The sequence below is a fragment of the Caballeronia grimmiae genome (assembly GCF_000698555.1).
GTDB classification, from domain to species: Bacteria; Pseudomonadota; Gammaproteobacteria; order Burkholderiales; family Burkholderiaceae; genus Caballeronia; species Caballeronia grimmiae.
In genome coordinates this window covers 104,830-119,796 of sequence record NZ_JFHE01000002.1, presented here as the reverse complement: position 1 = coordinate 119,796, position 14,967 = coordinate 104,830, and the positions used below count along the sequence as shown (strand labels likewise).

The following is a 14,967-nucleotide window of genomic DNA, read 5'->3' as shown; positions in this document are numbered from 1 at the left end:
GCCATGAACAAAGTCATTCTCTTTGCCAACACCGACTGGTATCTCTACAACTTTCGCCTGTCGCTCGCGTATCGCTTGCGTGACATGGGCCACGAAGTCGTGCTGATATCGCCGCCCGGCGAATACGGCCCGCGTCTGCGCGAACTGGGCTTTCGCTGGCATGCGGTGCCGATGATCCGCCGCAGCCTCAATCCGCTGCGCGAACTGAATCTCGTGCTGTGGCTCGCGCGGCTGTTTCGCGAGGAACACGCCACGCTGGTGCATGGCTTCACCATCAAGAGCGCCGTGTATGGCTCGCTCGGTGCAAAGCTCGCGGGCGTGCCGGCGCGCGTGAACTCGGTTGCGGGACTCGGCTATGTGTTCACGAGCCGCGATATTAAGGCGCGTCTGTTGCGTCCGGTCGTGCGCCGCGTGTTGCGGCTCGCGCTCGACGGCGAGGGTTGCGCGCTCATCCTTCAGAATCCGGACGACGTGCAGATGTTCAAGAAGGCGCGCCTCGTCGACGACACCGCCGTGCATCTCATCAAGGGCTCAGGCGTGAATTGCGCGCGCTTTCAGGCGCGTTCCGGCGACGCGCCGCCCGCCCGCGAGCCGCTGCGTGCGCTGCTTGCCGCGCGCATGCTGTGGGACAAGGGCATTGCCGAGTTCATCGATGCAGCGCGCGTCTTGAAGCGCGAAGGCCGCACGATCCGCTTCATTCTCGCGGGGATGCCGGATGCGGGCAATCCGGCGTCCATCGATCGCGCGACGATAGAAGGCTGGGTCGCCGAAGGGCTCGTCGAATGGCGAGGCCACGTCAGCGACATGCCCGCGCTGCTCGCCGACACCGACGTCATGGTGCTGCCGAGCTATCGCGAAGGCTTGCCGAAATCGCTGATTGAAGCCGCTGCTTGCGCACTGCCGCTCATCACCACCGATGCGCCGGGCTGTCGCGAAGTCGTCAGCGTGAACGGCGAGGATGGGCTGATCGTGCCGGTGCGCGATGCCGTCGCGCTCGCCAATGCGATGCGCCTCATCGACGACGACCGCGCGCTCGCACGCAAGCTCGGCCTCGCCGCGCGCGACAAGGCGCTGCGCGAGTTCGACGAAGCCATCGTCATCGACAAGACGCTCGGCGTCTATCAGACGCTTGCGCCGGTGCGTCAGGCCGCGCCGTCGTCGGTCGGCATTGCGCCGTGAAGATCGTTCACGTCATCACCGCGCTGCCGGCAGATGGCGCCGAGATGCTGCTGTATCGGCTCATACGCACTTCGCGTGAAAGCGGGGTACGGCACACGGTTATATCGCTGTCGCCGGAAGACACGCTCGCTGCGCGCATCCGCGAAGCCGGCGCGGAAGTTCGCATTCTCGGCATGCGGCCCGGTGCGCCCGGGCCTGCTAAGTTCGCGACGCTCGTGCGCTGGCTCGACGAACTCGATCCCGATGTCGTGCAAAGCTGGCTTTATCACGGTGATCTGATGGGCGGCCTCGCGCTGCATGCCGCCAACGCCTGGCGACGCCTGCGCGGATCACGCGCGCCGCGTCCGGCGCTCGTATGGGGCATCCATCATACGGACCTGCGTTCGACTGGCAGCAGCCGCATGACGCGCTGGGTCACGAAGGCGTGCGCCGTGCTGTCCTCGCGCGTGCCCGATTCGATCGTATGCTGCGGCGAAGCGGCGATGCGATCGCACGTTCGGGGCGGCTATTGCGCGGCAAAGATGACGGTGATTCCCAATGGCTTCGAGCTGGATGTCTTCAGGCCGATGCCGCAAGCGCGCGATGCGTTGCGCCGCGATCTCGGCTTCGACGTGGATGCGCCGGTGGTCGGCATCGTCGGGCGATATCACGCCGTGAAGGACTATCCGAACTTCATCGCCGCGATGCGTCGCGTGCTCGACGTGTTGCCGGACTGCCGCTTCGTGATGGCGGGACGCGGGCTCGATGGCGACAATCGCGAACTCGTGTCGTTGCTCGATAAGGCAGGCGTCGCGCATGCGGGGCGTCTGCTCGGCGCGTTGCGTCATCCCGAGACGCTGCTCGCCGGACTCGACGTGTTCTGCCTGTCGTCGCGCAGTGAAGGACTGCCGACTGTCGTCGGCGAAGCGATGGCCTGCCGCGTGCCTTGCGTGGCCACGGATGTGGGCGATACGGCATGGCTCATCGGCGATACGGGTCTGGTGACGCCGCCTGAAAACGCGGACGCATTGGGGCGCGCACTCATCGACATGCTGACGATGCCTGCGGAAGAACGCTCGAGGCTGGGCTTGGCGGCTCGTGAGCGGATCGAGCGGGTGTTTTCGATCGAAACGAGCTGGCGACGCTATGAGGAGACCTATATCCGTACGACGAACGCGTTGCGCGAATCGCGCGCTGAACGGCTCAATGCGTGAACGGCTGGATGTGGAGATTGCGTCGGGCGTCGACTGACAGACTGATGATTGCGCATGCGCCACCGATTGCGGCGCGGCATGCTGTCAAGAACGCAGAATTTGCACAGGCAGAGTCATTTCTGATGACTGGAGCGCGATGAATGCCCCGCTTCCTTGGGCTCGAGTTCGTCCGGCTCGTGCATGGGGCCGCGCAGGCCGCCCCGCAGACCGGGCGATCGATCGCCGCCGCCTTCGTCGCTGCCCTTGGCGCGCCGATGCCGCCGGCGCGAAGGCAGCAGCACGTCGGCCGCCGCCAGCAAGGCGAGCGCGACGACAGCAAAGAACACTATCGTGCCGACAGTAGTGGCGAAGTCCATTCCCTCTCCAAGACGGATCGACGCTGGGTAATCCCGCAGCCGGGATTACTTAGAGCAGCATCCATGCCATTAGTTTTCGGCATTTTCCGCCGAAAGTTGAGGGTGGGTGCAGGTGATTGTCAGAAAAAGACAGTTGCGTGAAAGAGAGGCCGGCCTGACGCGCCGGCCTCTCATCGACGGCTAAACGCTTTCGCTTAACGCGTGTACGTCATGTTGGTCACTTCGACCGAAGGACCGGCGTTGTCCCAGTCCGTCTTGCTGAAGCCGAGCGCCGAGTGCATGTAGACCGGCTTGTCGCTGGTGATGTGACCCGTCACCGTACGGCCGTTCAGTTGCAGGCCGCCCACCGCATACGCCACGTGATAAGCGGCGTTGTCGCGGTGATTGGTGATGTCGATCGACACGTTCTTCGCGACCGGGCCCGGCAACGCGCCGAGATACACGAGGATGCCGTAGCGCGTGTTGTTGGTCGTCGGGCTGATGACCTTGATGTTCTGCAGCACCGCGTTGTTGTCGTTCGGCTCGATGTCGAGGCCGGCCGAAGGCATCGTGCCCTTCGTGTTCGACCACGTCGGCGTATCGAACGTGATGTTGCTGCCGCTCGTGATCGTCGCGCCCTGGCGGCGGTTGCCGTCCGAAACGTGCTTCGTGATCGTCACGCCGTTGCTCGGCGTCGTGCGCGTGCGATACGAATTGCCGATGTACACGCCATCGCCCCAGCAGTTGATCGTGGTCGGCGACGTGATCGTGACGTTCGTCGCGCCGGCGATGGAAAGGCCCATGCCCTGACCGCCCTCGTTCGGATCGTTGGTCGCGGAATTGAGTTCCTTGCTGCCGTCGAGGTAGGCGTTCTCGATCTGCACGTTGTTCACGTCCCACATACGCATGATCTGGTAGCTGGGCGTGCTGTGCGCGAGCAGCTTGATCGACGCGCCGGTTGCGAAGCGGATATGCGAATTCGTGCGCAGGTCGACGCCTGCGGAGTCGATGCGGACCTTGCCCGAAATCAGCAGGATCTTGCCGACGGACCCGTCGATGGCTTTCTGCAGCGCGACGCGGTCATTGGTGACGCCGTCGGCCTTCACGCCGAACGAGCTTGCGTTGACGACCGTGCCGGACGTCGCGGTGCTGGCCGCTGCTTGCGTCGACGATGCAACGCTGGTGCTCGATGCCGCCGCCGTGGTCGCCGCGGCCGGGTTGCGACGCCACCGCTTGTCGGTGGCCGCGAGATCATCGGCGCTGCCGCCGCCGCAAGCGGCGAGCACCATCACACCGGTGCAGGCGGCAACTGCGTTCAGCAATTTGCGGCGGGTGAAAAGCGGGTTGTGAGTTTGATCGGAAGAAACGGGATTATCTTTGGAAAATAGCATTGTGCTTGACGTTATTAATAGGCGACTGAGGAAAAGGAATGTCCGTCGAGACCGAAATCGGACGAATGCAAAGCCGTTCAACCGGGGCGAAAAAAGTTGCCCAAAGCATGCAAGGCCACGAATGCCGGTCAAACTTACTTCATAACGCTTACGCGCAAAGTATCTAATACCGATACCGGGTCCGTATGATACAGAACGTGGTATGACAATTCCGAACGTTTCGTAACGCGATGTAACAATCGATTGGGGACAGGTCGAAATGGCGGGTACGTACGTTCGCGCAATCCCCCGCCAGACGTGGGATTGGGGAAAACGCTGCCCTATTGATCCGACGATTAAAAATAAATCGCGGTTAGAGATAAAAAAACCTGTCGTTGCTACCGAACCACGGGTTTCTAGTATGAAGAAAAGTGAATATCTTGCCGTTTATATTCTTATGATTTATTGACTCAAATCTGTTTTGATTGCTCTATTCCCCGAAAATCGCTCTTCAGAGTTTTTCCGACGCGACTTTCGCTTTACCGCGTCGCATTTCAGCGCGAAGCGCCGCGAGCTTGCTAATCCCGTCGTTGACGGCGAATGCCACGCGTCCCCATGACGACTGCGCAATCTGAATGCTGGACGCCGCCGACATATTCCCCTTGCTCCAGTAAGGTTTGAATGTCTCCGACCCGACGCCGAGATCGAAGTCCATGCCGTTTTCCACCGCCCAGCGCACCCACGCTTCGATCGTGATCGCTCCCGGCGCGAGCTTGCTGTGATCCCGGTCGAATCCCGCCATCACGCCGAGCATGATGCTTCTGCCGAGGCCAACCATGTTCGCCGCGACCGGTGCGCCGTCGAGCATCAGCACCATGACGCGGGCGTACGGCCTGCCGTCGCTATCGGCGGGATGGTTGGCCAGCGCGACGAGATAATCGCGGAACGCCTGCGAGTAGAGCCATGCGCCCTTCTTGTCCACGCGCTCGGCCCAGCTGCGCTTGCACGCGAGCATCCAGTCGATCATGCGTGCGTTCTCTTCTTCGTCGTCGGGGCCGAGTATCCGCATCTCGACCTTGCCCTGCCGTTCCAGACGCCTGAGTAATGCGCCCGGCTTCTTTCCCGACAGCGTGCCGAGCGACGCCGCGAAACTCTCCCAGTCCTTCTCACGCGACAAGCGGGCGATCGCATAGGGATGCGCCTTCGACGTCATCAATCCCGGATGGCTGGTGGCGAGGCGGAACAGGGTGTCGTCGTGATCGAGATACGGAAGCAGGAAGATATCGGACGGACACCGCTCCAGCGCCGCACGCCATATCGATTCAATCAGTTCAACTGATACATGTTCGGGGTCGATCAGCACGGTCGTATAGTCCGCCGATTCCGGGCTCAACGGCCGAAGCACGGTCCACAGCCGGTTGCGCGAACGAACGAGCGGCCACACTGCAATGAGCCGATCATCGCGACGAACCGCGACGATGCGCAGCGAACGTCCGATCGGCTTCGCCACGCGCTCCCAGCTTAGCCAGCACGTCACGAACGATTCGTGATGCCGTCCGCCGGCGCGACGCCATAGCGCCTGCCATTCCTCGGCGAGCGCATGGAATTCCTCTGTCGTTTTGATGATGTCGATACGGTAGGCTGGTGCAATCATGAATGTCTCTGCAGCAATGCATGGGTTACGATGTCTGCGCCTCGAACAGTGTCCCGAAACGCGCATGGCAAGCAATCTATTGGCTGTCCTGTGCTTGCGCATCTTGCATCGCAAAGCAACCGGCGCAACGTGCGATGCCGTACAGTGGTGCGCGCGAGTGGTCCATTACCCTGCGGTAATCGCTTGTAATAAGTCGCGCGACGACCGTGCTTGACATCGTCGAACTTATGCATTGCCTCTTCTGACATACAACGTCGACAACGCTTCGTCACCCGATTCACCAGCATCCGAGCGCTGTCGACTGCGTAGGAACGCTTGCGTCTCAAAGCCTTTCGCAGATTTAAACGCGTGGCGAACTGCATCATGAACCGAGTTGCGAGGGACAATGGACAACGAATGCTATTCAGTCAGCACTTCCACTGTTGCAACGAAGCCAAAGCCGACGAAAGCGAAACCGAATAAAGCGAAGGAGAGCGTGAAGACCGTCCCGGCGGGTAATATCAAGCCGCAAGGTCTGACCGCGCGATCCATCTTCCATGAACCGTGGTGGCTCGAAGCAGCGACAGACGGAAAATGGGGCGTTGTCGAAGTCAAACAGGGCGATGACGTCATTGGTGAAATGCCCTATATGCTCGAACGCAAAGGCTTGTGGCGCATTTCCGAATTGCCGCCGCTGACGCGCACGCTCGGCCCCGTCATCAAACCGCAACGTGCAGGCGGCAGTGATCGCGAGTGGTGTTATCGCATGGAGATCGCGGATCAACTCGTCTCGAAGTTGCCGCCGTGCGCGCACTTTCATCAATTGATGGACACGCGCATGTCGGAAGCGGAGGCCATTGCATTTTCGTTGCATGGCTACGATGTCTCCATCGGCTACACGATGGAGATTCCCCCCGAACGCACCGAAAGCGAAGCGTGGTCCGCGCTTCGCCGCAATACGCGCAACTGGGTGCGGCGTGCCACCGAACGCCTCACGATACGGGAGATTGCGAGCCCCGATAGTTTCGTCGACTTCTACGACAGCAACCTCGCCATTCGCAAACGCAACAACGTCTACGGCTCGACGATCATGCGGCGCGTGCTCGGCGAAGTGCGAACGCGCAATGCCGGTGTGATGCTCGGCGCATTCGACGACAACGGCCTGCTCGTCGCGGAAACCGCGCTGGTCTGGGACGACCGTGCGGTGTATTACATGCTGTCGTCGCGCCGCGCGGACGCACACGGCGGCGCAATCAGTCTGCTGATCTGGGAAGCGGCGCGCATTGCGCGCGAGAAGAATCTGATCTTCGACCTGGACGGCATCTCGACTGCGACGATACTCGACTTTCTGTCGGGTTTCGGCGGACGGCTCGTGACGCGCTACGAGATCGAACGCATGCGCGCGGATTACGGCGCGCTGCGCACCGTGCTTCGCGGCGAGAAGATGGCAAGCAAGACCGGCGCGAAACGCCTGCGCAAAGCGCCGCTCGAAAAGACCTGATATCGCGTTCGTCATCGGCGGCTCGATGCCGTCGATGACAAATCGCGCGATTCGTTCTAACTGCCGATGAAGTACGCGTACACGCCTTCGTAATAGCTCTTGATCACTTCAGCGGACAGCACCAGCATTATCCCTACTACCCACCATATCGAGAATGCGTTCCTGAAACGAATCTGCGGCACGATGAAAGTCATCATCAACGGGATGCAATACCATACGCGCCCCTTGCCGAACGGAAAGAGCAAAAACGCGAGCAACAAATAAAGCACCAGAACGATATGCATGGTGCATAGCTCGGTCCAGACGGTCGATTTCGCATCCGGGCGGTTCTTCCATTCCGAATATAGAAACACGATCGAAGCCGTCATGTAGATGACGAGCAGCACGACGAGCTTGATCGTGAAATCGTTCTGATATCCCGAGTATTCCTCGATTCGCCTTCCGCCGAAGTTCTTGAACAGGAAACCCGCCGACGACACCAGCATGAAAGCCATCGCGCTCGCGCTGCCGAAGGCGAGCCGCCTGCGATCGCCGCATAGCCGTATGGTCAGCAGAAGCAGCGCCGGTATCGCGAAGGTCGTGTGAATGAAGCACGCGAGCACCCATCCGGTGACCGGGCGGTGATAACGCAGCGTAAAGAGCATCGCGATGCCGAACGCCATGCCCTGACGAATCTGGAAGGTGCCGACCGTCGCGAGCGCCATCGGCACCACGGCCCAAAGGACGAGGCCGAGCAGCGGCCGCCTTACTTCGAGCAGCGCGATAAACACGAGCGCATTGAGCATGACGACCGTGATACGAACGCCCGTTTCAGGCGTGAATCCCAGCGCATTGAGCCCGACCACCCACGCGCGCCAGCCGAATTCCTCGGTGACCGTGCTGATGACGAATGAAAGCGTCGACGTGCGCGCCTTGTAGGTGCTGACGAACCAGTCCCAGGTCGTTCTTCGAAAGTACTCGAGGTAATTGTCCTGGTCGAGCACGCTCGATACATGGCGCGGCGTCGTCGCCATGATGACCAGAATGACGACCGCGAGGGTGACGAACAGCCAGCCGCCCGGCGTCGCGAGAAAATGCTGCGCACGATGCACGGCACGCCAGTTTGACGCGCTTCGGCCCTGCATCGCTCTTGCTCTCATCGGAGAATCCTCGCGTCTAGTGGCGTCGAACAGCGTGCTGTCATGCGCGCGCGCAGTCTGTGCGCTGTCCCACAGCATCTCTAAAGCTCTAACGAATCAGCCGCAATCCCGTCACGACGATAGTTGGCCCGCGCTTGTCGTAGTCGACGTTTTCCACGGACGCGAGCCGCGAATCGATCCACGTCGGCGAACGGCTTTCCACGCGCCCTTTCACGACGAAGCCTTTCGTATCGAGGCCGGATACGCTGAAAGCATTGTCACTCGATCCTTCGTCGCGATGACCGCTGATCGTTATATCGACGTGCTTCGCGAGCGGCCCCGGGATCTCCGCAAGAAAGACCAGAATGCCGATCTTGCAATTGCGCGTGACCGGATCGACGACGCGAATATTCTCGAGCACGTCACGATTGGAATTCGGTTCGATGTCGAGCCCCGCCGAAGGCGCCGTCCCCGCGATGTTCTGCCACGTGCACCGCTCGAGCGTGATGTTCCTGCCGCTGATGATCGACACGCCCTGCCGCCTGCAATCGCTCGCGCGATGCTCGATCAGGCGAATGTCTTCGGGCGGCACGTGCGGCGAGCGATAACTGTTCGCGATGTAGACGCCGTCGCCCCAGCAGGCGGTGGTGACCGCCGACCGAACCGTTACGTTCGTGCTGCCCGCGATGGAGATGCCCATTCCGTAGCCTTCGTCGCGACGCTTCGGCGTTGCGGCGTTCAGTTCCTTGCTGCCATCCAGCGCAGCGTTCTCCAGGACCACGTTGGTCACGTCCCAGATGCGAATGATCTGGTAAAAGGGCGTATTGTGCGCGAGCAACTTGATCGACGCGCCCGGCTCGAAGCGCACGCGCGATCCGCTGCGCAAATCGAGGCCCTTGGCGTCGATGCGGCAACGGCCATCGATGACGAGCGTCTTGTCGACGGATGCGTCGATAGCGGCCTGAAGGCGCATGCGGTCGTTGGTGGTTCCGTCTCCCTTTACGCCGAACGCGCTCGACCTCACGATATCCGCTGCAAGAACGGGCGTTTCGGCAAGGGTTTTCACCAGCGCGCCGGATGCAATGAGTTTTAGCGCAAGCCTTCTTTTTCGCATGACGCGGCGAACTCCTCTTTGCGTCGTTGGAAGACATCGAATGAAATGTGAGTTCTCAAACTTATACGCGATGAACAGCCCGTTACGCTACCGCGCACCGCACCTTCGTTAGGTTACCGATGAAAGCGATCGATCTGATCAGAAGCGATCTTTACCGCTATGCCGGGGCAGCCGATACGGGCACGCTCGTTCGGAAGTTCATATCCTCCGAAGGATTCAACTATTCGGTGTGGTTCCGTCTGGCGTCGTCGAGACCGCGCGGGATACTTGGCGTACTCCTGAGAATTATCCTGCGCCGCAAGCAGCGTCAGTTCGGAATCGTCATTCCGGCCGGCACAATCGTGGGGCCGGGGCTCTTTATCGGGCACTTCGGAAATATCGTGGTGAACGAAACAGCCGTAATTGGCGCGAACTGCAATCTCTCGCAATGCGTGACCATCGGCTCGAATCATGGTCAGGCCGCGACCATTGGGGATAACGTGTATATCGGGCCGCATGTATGCATCGTCGAAGACGTCGTGATTGGCGATTCAGTGACCATCGGCGCCGGGAGTGTCGTGACCACGAATGTACCGGCCAACGTCACCGTTGCGGGCGTGCCTGCGCGCGTGCTGAGCGATGACCTCGCGCGCAATCGCGCGGGTAGGTACGTGCTTCGCCGATGGATTGCGTGAGCGCCGCGTAAAGTCGCCGTCATCATATCGACATACGCTGCGTCTGCCATGCCTCCAAAGCACAAAAGAAGGCTTTTGAGAGCGGCCAATTGTTGACTGATACGCGGCCTAGCCAACATTTCACCAACAAAAAAACGTGCCATTAAAAAGGCGTGTCGAGAGATGATATTCGGACTCCCAACATGATTCGCTTAGCGGGATATCCCTGATTAATCATAAAAAACGCGGGAATAAAAAGGGTTATCACTCGTTTCGCCGATTGCATATCCGGAATATCGCCTGATGCAGTAGCTTCATTGCAAGACTCGTGGGCCGGCGCACCGGCCTGCCACATCGGAGTAGGCTCTTACTTCGCGATCCGATCAACCGTCCGCGCTGTTGACCATGAGCACACGACAATGCTGAATCTCGCCCTCGGTTGCCTGACATCGTTTTGTCTGACTCTTTGGATCGTGAAATACACGACTCGCGCCGGTTCTCGCTGGCTCGATTCCGACTTGAAGGGCGTACAGAAGATGCACACCGTCCCTGTTCCGCGCGTCGGAGGCGTGGCCATCGTGGGCGGAACTGGAATCACGTTCATCGTAGGCGGCATGTTCGACGCGAACCCGCCGGGGGAGTCGCTGCTGCTGCTCGGCTGTGCGGCGATACCGTTTCTTGCCGGAAGCGTCGAAGACGTGACGAAGCGCGTGAGTCCGCGCATCCGGCTGCTCGCCGCGATGGCCGGCGCGATCTGCGCGGTCTATGCACTCAACGCGGTGCTCGGCCGCGTCGATCTGCCTATCGTCGATCGCGGGCTCGCGCTCATGCCGGTCGCCATCGGCCTGACCGTGCTCACGGTGTCGGGCCTGACCAATGCGATCAATCTCATCGACGGCATGAACGGGCTCGCGTCGGTGTCGGCGATTCTCATCTTCGGATCGATCGGCTTCGTCGCGCATCAGGTCGGCGACTGGCTCATCATGAGCGTCGCCTTGACGATGATCGGCACCATCCTCGGCTTCGCGGTATGGAACTACCCCGGCGCGGCGATCTTTCTCGGCGACGGCGGCGCGTACTTCATCGGCTTTCTCATGGCGGAGCTGCTCGTGCTGCTGATCGCACGGCATCCAAATGTATCGGCGTGGTACGCGGCCGTGGTGGCCATCTACCCGCTGTTCGAGACGATCTTTTCGATCTACCGGCGCAAGTTCGTTCGCGGGCGGCCCGTCAGCGAACCGGATGGCGTGCATCTTCATACGCTGATCTATCGGCGCATCGCGCTGCGCGGGGCCGATTATCGCGATGCCCGTCAACGGGGCCGGCGCAACGCGCGCACATCGCCGTATCTGTGGGCGCTGTGCTCCGTGGGCGTCGTGCCTGCGTCGCTCTTCTGGAATCAGCCGGTCGTGCTGTTCGCAACGGACATCGTGTTCGTCGGCGCGTACGTGTGGTTCTATGCGTGCATCGTGCGCTTCAAGACGCCGCGCTTCCTGCTCGGCCATTCTTCGATCACGCCGGCCACGTCGCACGAGACGCGCCGCTGATATCCAGACTCGGCACCGCCCGCATCACACGGCGGTTTCGAGCGCGCTGGACGCACGTCCATCCGCGTGAAGACGCTCGCCGAGCGCGCACAGTTCTTCCATGTTCAGCGAAACGAAGCCGTATCGCTCGCGAAGGACGACGTAGTGATCCGCGATACGCTGCAGGAACGCGATATTCGCCGCCATGTCGCGCCCGAAGTTATGCGGATGCCACCACAGGTGATAGAGCCGCTTGTGGATCGCAGCGTGCGTCATCGCATCTTTTATCCGGTTCAGGCGCAGCGTGTCCAGCATCGCGGCCTTGCGCTTGAAGGGCCTCAGAAAGCTGCTCGCCGGAAAGTTGAACGGCATCGAGCGAAAGCAGTCTTCGAGCGCGTGCGTATTGTGGCCTGACACGTTGACATAGGCATCGAGCAGGCGGCTCGCGCGCCTGGCGCGGCTCTGTCCTGCCTTGTCGGAGGCTGCATAGGCGTGTCCGCCTTGCGTGCCGCGATAGCAAAGAATGCCATGCTTCATCAGCACGGCGAGATACGCATCGTTGCATTGATTGCGCGGAAACACGATGCTCGTGATGTCCACGCCCGAGCGCCGCGCCACGTCCACCGCACAGGCGATGTCCTCTTCGAACTCGCGTACGCCCTGCCCTTCTTCCAGACAGTAATAGTGTGAGTACGTGTGCGTGCCGATGGCCTGCCCCGGCTGCGCGGCGATACGTGCAATCAGTTCGGGCGCGAAGTGATAGAGCGGATCGAGTTCATGCGCGGCATCGATATATTCATACGGCGATATTCCAGGCCGCTTGTAGTGCGGACGCGCTGCCGGCAGGCTCGCTTTGAGTTCGGCGGTATCGCGGTGAAACATGAAGCCGACGGTCGCCCACGTCGCATGGATGCCGCTGTTGCCGAAGACGCTCAACATCTGCGGAATCGCGCGCCGACCGCCGCGCAGATTTTCGCCGTAGCTTTCGATGGTCCGCGTCTCGCGCACGCCCCACAGCAGTTCGAAGTCGAGCGAGACGGTGAATACGCCGTGATCGAATGTCATGTGCCTGCCTGGTCGATGAGGATGCGGACGGCGAGCGTGCCGAACGGCATCGGACATGCTCGCCTATTTTCCCGGCGCCGATGGTGGCGTACCGCACCGTCGCGCAACTTTGCGCGTGTCACGGCTGTGCACGATTGCTCGATGCAGATACAGTTTCGCTACCGCGCATGCATGCCAATCGACGAATGAACCAGACTTTCAGCGAATCAGAACGAAACGCCGTCTACCGCGCGATCGCGCAACGACGCGACATGCGCCACTTCGTGAGCGATCCCGTCGCGCCGCAGATCATGCAGCGGCTCATCGATGCCGCATTGCACGCGCCGAGCGTCGGCTTCATGCAGCCGTGGCGGATCGTGCGCATCACGTGCGCGCAGGTTCGCGCGCAGCTGCATGCAGCGGTGGAACGCGAGCGGCTTCTCACCGCCGACGCGCTCGGCGAGCGCCGCGATGCGTTCATGCAACTGAAGGTGGAAGGCATGCGCGAATGCGCGGAATTGCTCGTGATGGCGCTGATGGATGGCCGCGAACACCACGTGTTCGGCCGCCGCACGTTGCCGGAGATGGACCTTGCGTCGGTGGCCTGCGCGATTCAGAACATGTGGCTCGCGGCGCGCGCCGAGGGTATCGGCATGGGATGGGTGTCGCTGTTCGATCCGCGAGAGATCGCCGAATTGCTCGGGATGCCGGCAGGGGCGCGGCCTGTGGCGATCCTGTGCATTGGCCACGTCGACCGCTTTTACGACGCGCCGATGCTCGAAACGGAGGGCTGGGCGAAGCGGCGGCCGCCGGAGGAATGCGTCTTCGAGAACCGGTGGCCGCGCAAGTGAAAATCAGCAGGACGTGGGTTTGAGCCGCTCGACTTCCAGTCCGAACATCGGACGCAGCCGCGTGCCGAGCACGTTGCCGAAGAACGCGGCCACGAGCCACAGCCAGCCGTGCAGGCTGCCCGACACGATGCCGCTGAAATACGCGCCGATGTTGCAGCCATAGGCGAGCCGCGCGCCATAACCGAGCAGCAGGCCGCCGACGACGGCGGCGATCAGCGAGCGCATCGGCACGCGCCAGATCGGCGCATAGCGTCCGGCGAGCGCGGCGGCGAGCATCGCGCCGAGCACGATGCCGATGTCCATCACCGAGGTCACGTCATGCGAGATGGGCGCGGCGAGCGTCGCGGCGTTGGCCTTGCTCATCCAGTAGGGCCAGCTTGCGACGTCGACGCCCATCGCGGAAGCCGCCTTTGCGCCCCACAACGCGAACGCCGACGTGACGCCCCACGGCCGTCCGGACAACGCGAGCGTCGCGAAGTTGAGCACAGCGAGCGCGAGCGCGCCTGCCAGCAACGGCCACGGCCCATGCAGCCACGGCGACGTATGCGCGGGCTGAACGTGCGCCGCGACGAGCTTTCCGTGCCGGCGCTTCTCGATGAACACGGTCAATGCCGCGATCAATGCGAACAGAATCCAGTTGAAGGCGAGCGCGGGCGCGAGACCCATCGACTTGACGAGCGATATCGGTGGAAGCGAAGGGAGTGCGGTCCAGAACGGCATGTGCGCGGTCGCGATCACCGATCCGGCGATGAACGCGAGGAGCGTCACGATCATGCGCGTGCTGCCGCCGCCGACGGTGTAGAGCGTGCCAGAGGCGCAGCCGCCGCCCAGTTGCATCCCGATGCCGAAGATGAACGCGCCGACGATCACCGACGTGCCCGCGGGCGACACGAGCCCGGTCACCGGCATGCCGAACAGCGCGCCTGCGGCGAGCGCGGGGAAGAACAGCGCGACGCCGACAGCGAGCATCACCATTTGCGCGCGAAGACCGGCGCCGCGGCCATCGGCGATGAAGACGCGCCACGCGGAAGTGAAGCCGAACGCCGCGTGGTAAAGCACGATGCCGAGCAGTGCGCCGACGACGTAAAGCGCGGCCTGGCGTGCGCTGGCGGTTTGCGCGAGGTACCACGCGCCCGCGACGATCAGCATTGCCGCAATGCCGAGCGGCGTCGGATTGATGTCGCTGCGGCGAGGAAGAGGACTGGTTAGGTCGGACATGACTTTCTGGGTTTTGTAGAGGGTTAACCCGGTATTGTGCGGGTTTTGGGCGAGGCGCACTGGCGCACGGGGTGAAGTGCCTTTCTCGAAGCATTGCGTGTTCCGCGGGCGAGCATTTAGCCGGTTGCGGCACCGTCAATGAGACCTTCGCTCATGCCGCCCATCGCAACTTGCGCTTTTGCGCTCACGCCGGGCAAGGGAGAACAAAGCGGGATTGAATCAGAAAGGGATC

At 61.7% G+C, this 14,967-nt stretch carries 13 protein-coding genes; 6 read left to right on the top strand and 7 right to left on the bottom strand.

Annotation, left to right across the window (positions count from 1 at the left end; all coding sequences use genetic code 11):
- Nucleotides 1-3: 3 nt before the first annotated feature.
- On the top strand, nucleotides 4-1,179 hold the full coding sequence (locus BG57_RS02830; RefSeq protein WP_035960066.1) for a glycosyltransferase family 4 protein: 1,176 nt from the start codon (nucleotides 4-6) through the stop codon (nucleotides 1,177-1,179).
- Nucleotides 1,176-2,372, top strand: coding sequence for a glycosyltransferase (locus tag BG57_RS02825; RefSeq protein ID WP_035960064.1), 1,197 nt, complete (start codon nucleotides 1,176-1,178; stop codon nucleotides 2,370-2,372). Before BG57_RS02830 ends, BG57_RS02825 begins: the two co-directional genes overlap by 4 nt.
- Before the next feature lie 113 nt (nucleotides 2,373-2,485).
- Here BG57_RS02825 and BG57_RS02820 read toward each other — a convergent pair whose 3' ends face one another.
- The 3 genes from BG57_RS02820 to BG57_RS02810 all read right to left on the bottom strand — a co-directional run bounded on the left by BG57_RS02820 (nucleotide 2,486) and on the right by BG57_RS02810 (nucleotide 5,731).
- Nucleotides 2,486-2,728, bottom strand: coding sequence for a hypothetical protein (locus tag BG57_RS02820; protein WP_035960063.1), 243 nt, complete (start codon nucleotides 2,726-2,728; stop codon nucleotides 2,486-2,488).
- Nucleotides 2,729-2,922: 194 nt separating this feature from the next.
- Nucleotides 2,923-4,029, bottom strand: coding sequence for a right-handed parallel beta-helix repeat-containing protein (locus tag BG57_RS02815; RefSeq protein ID WP_229753966.1), 1,107 nt, complete (start codon nucleotides 4,027-4,029; stop codon nucleotides 2,923-2,925).
- Nucleotides 4,030-4,588: 559 nt separating this feature from the next.
- Nucleotides 4,589-5,731 carry a GNAT family N-acetyltransferase gene (locus BG57_RS02810; protein WP_052005587.1) on the bottom strand — a complete coding sequence of 381 codons (1,143 nt, stop codon included), beginning with the start codon at nucleotides 5,729-5,731 and terminating at the stop codon, nucleotides 4,589-4,591.
- A gap of 475 nt (nucleotides 5,732-6,206) precedes the next feature.
- Between BG57_RS02810 and BG57_RS02805 the strand changes: the two genes are divergently transcribed.
- On the top strand, nucleotides 6,207-7,211 hold the full coding sequence (locus BG57_RS02805; protein ID WP_160174701.1) for a GNAT family N-acetyltransferase: 1,005 nt from the start codon (nucleotides 6,207-6,209) through the stop codon (nucleotides 7,209-7,211).
- A gap of 56 nt (nucleotides 7,212-7,267) precedes the next feature.
- On the opposite strand, the gene BG57_RS02800 is transcribed toward BG57_RS02805, so the two are convergent.
- Nucleotides 7,268-8,350: a hypothetical protein gene (locus BG57_RS02800; RefSeq protein ID WP_152562491.1), complete on the bottom strand. Its 1,083-nt coding sequence runs from the start codon at nucleotides 8,348-8,350 to the stop codon at nucleotides 7,268-7,270.
- 88 nt (nucleotides 8,351-8,438) lie between these two features.
- Nucleotides 8,439-9,443, bottom strand: coding sequence for a right-handed parallel beta-helix repeat-containing protein (locus BG57_RS02795; RefSeq protein ID WP_035960062.1), 1,005 nt, complete (start codon nucleotides 9,441-9,443; stop codon nucleotides 8,439-8,441).
- Between the two features lie 119 nt (nucleotides 9,444-9,562).
- On the opposite strand from BG57_RS02795, the gene BG57_RS02790 reads away from it, so the two are divergent.
- The gene (locus tag BG57_RS02790) at nucleotides 9,563-10,117 is read left to right on the top strand and encodes a serine O-acetyltransferase (RefSeq protein ID WP_035960061.1); all 555 of its coding nucleotides are present in this window, start codon (nucleotides 9,563-9,565) and stop codon (nucleotides 10,115-10,117) included.
- Between the two features lie 452 nt (nucleotides 10,118-10,569).
- On the top strand, nucleotides 10,570-11,643 hold the full coding sequence (locus tag BG57_RS02785; protein ID WP_308743648.1) for an MraY family glycosyltransferase: 1,074 nt from the start codon (nucleotides 10,570-10,572) through the stop codon (nucleotides 11,641-11,643).
- Nucleotides 11,644-11,667: 24 nt separating this feature from the next.
- On the opposite strand, the gene BG57_RS02780 is transcribed toward BG57_RS02785, so the two are convergent.
- Nucleotides 11,668-12,687, bottom strand: coding sequence for a polysaccharide deacetylase family protein (locus BG57_RS02780; RefSeq protein ID WP_052005584.1), 1,020 nt, complete (start codon nucleotides 12,685-12,687; stop codon nucleotides 11,668-11,670).
- 185 nt (nucleotides 12,688-12,872) lie between these two features.
- On the opposite strand from BG57_RS02780, the gene bluB reads away from it, so the two are divergent.
- Nucleotides 12,873-13,517 (top strand): 5,6-dimethylbenzimidazole synthase, encoded by a 645-nt coding sequence (bluB, locus tag BG57_RS02775; protein ID WP_035960059.1) that lies wholly within the window; start codon nucleotides 12,873-12,875, stop codon nucleotides 13,515-13,517.
- A 3-nt stretch (nucleotides 13,518-13,520) separates the two neighbouring features.
- On the opposite strand, the gene BG57_RS02770 is transcribed toward bluB, so the two are convergent.
- Entirely contained in the window at nucleotides 13,521-14,735 is a 1,215-nt protein-coding gene (locus BG57_RS02770; RefSeq protein WP_035960058.1) for a YeeE/YedE family protein, read from the bottom strand.
- Nucleotides 14,736-14,967: the final 232 nt, after the last annotated feature.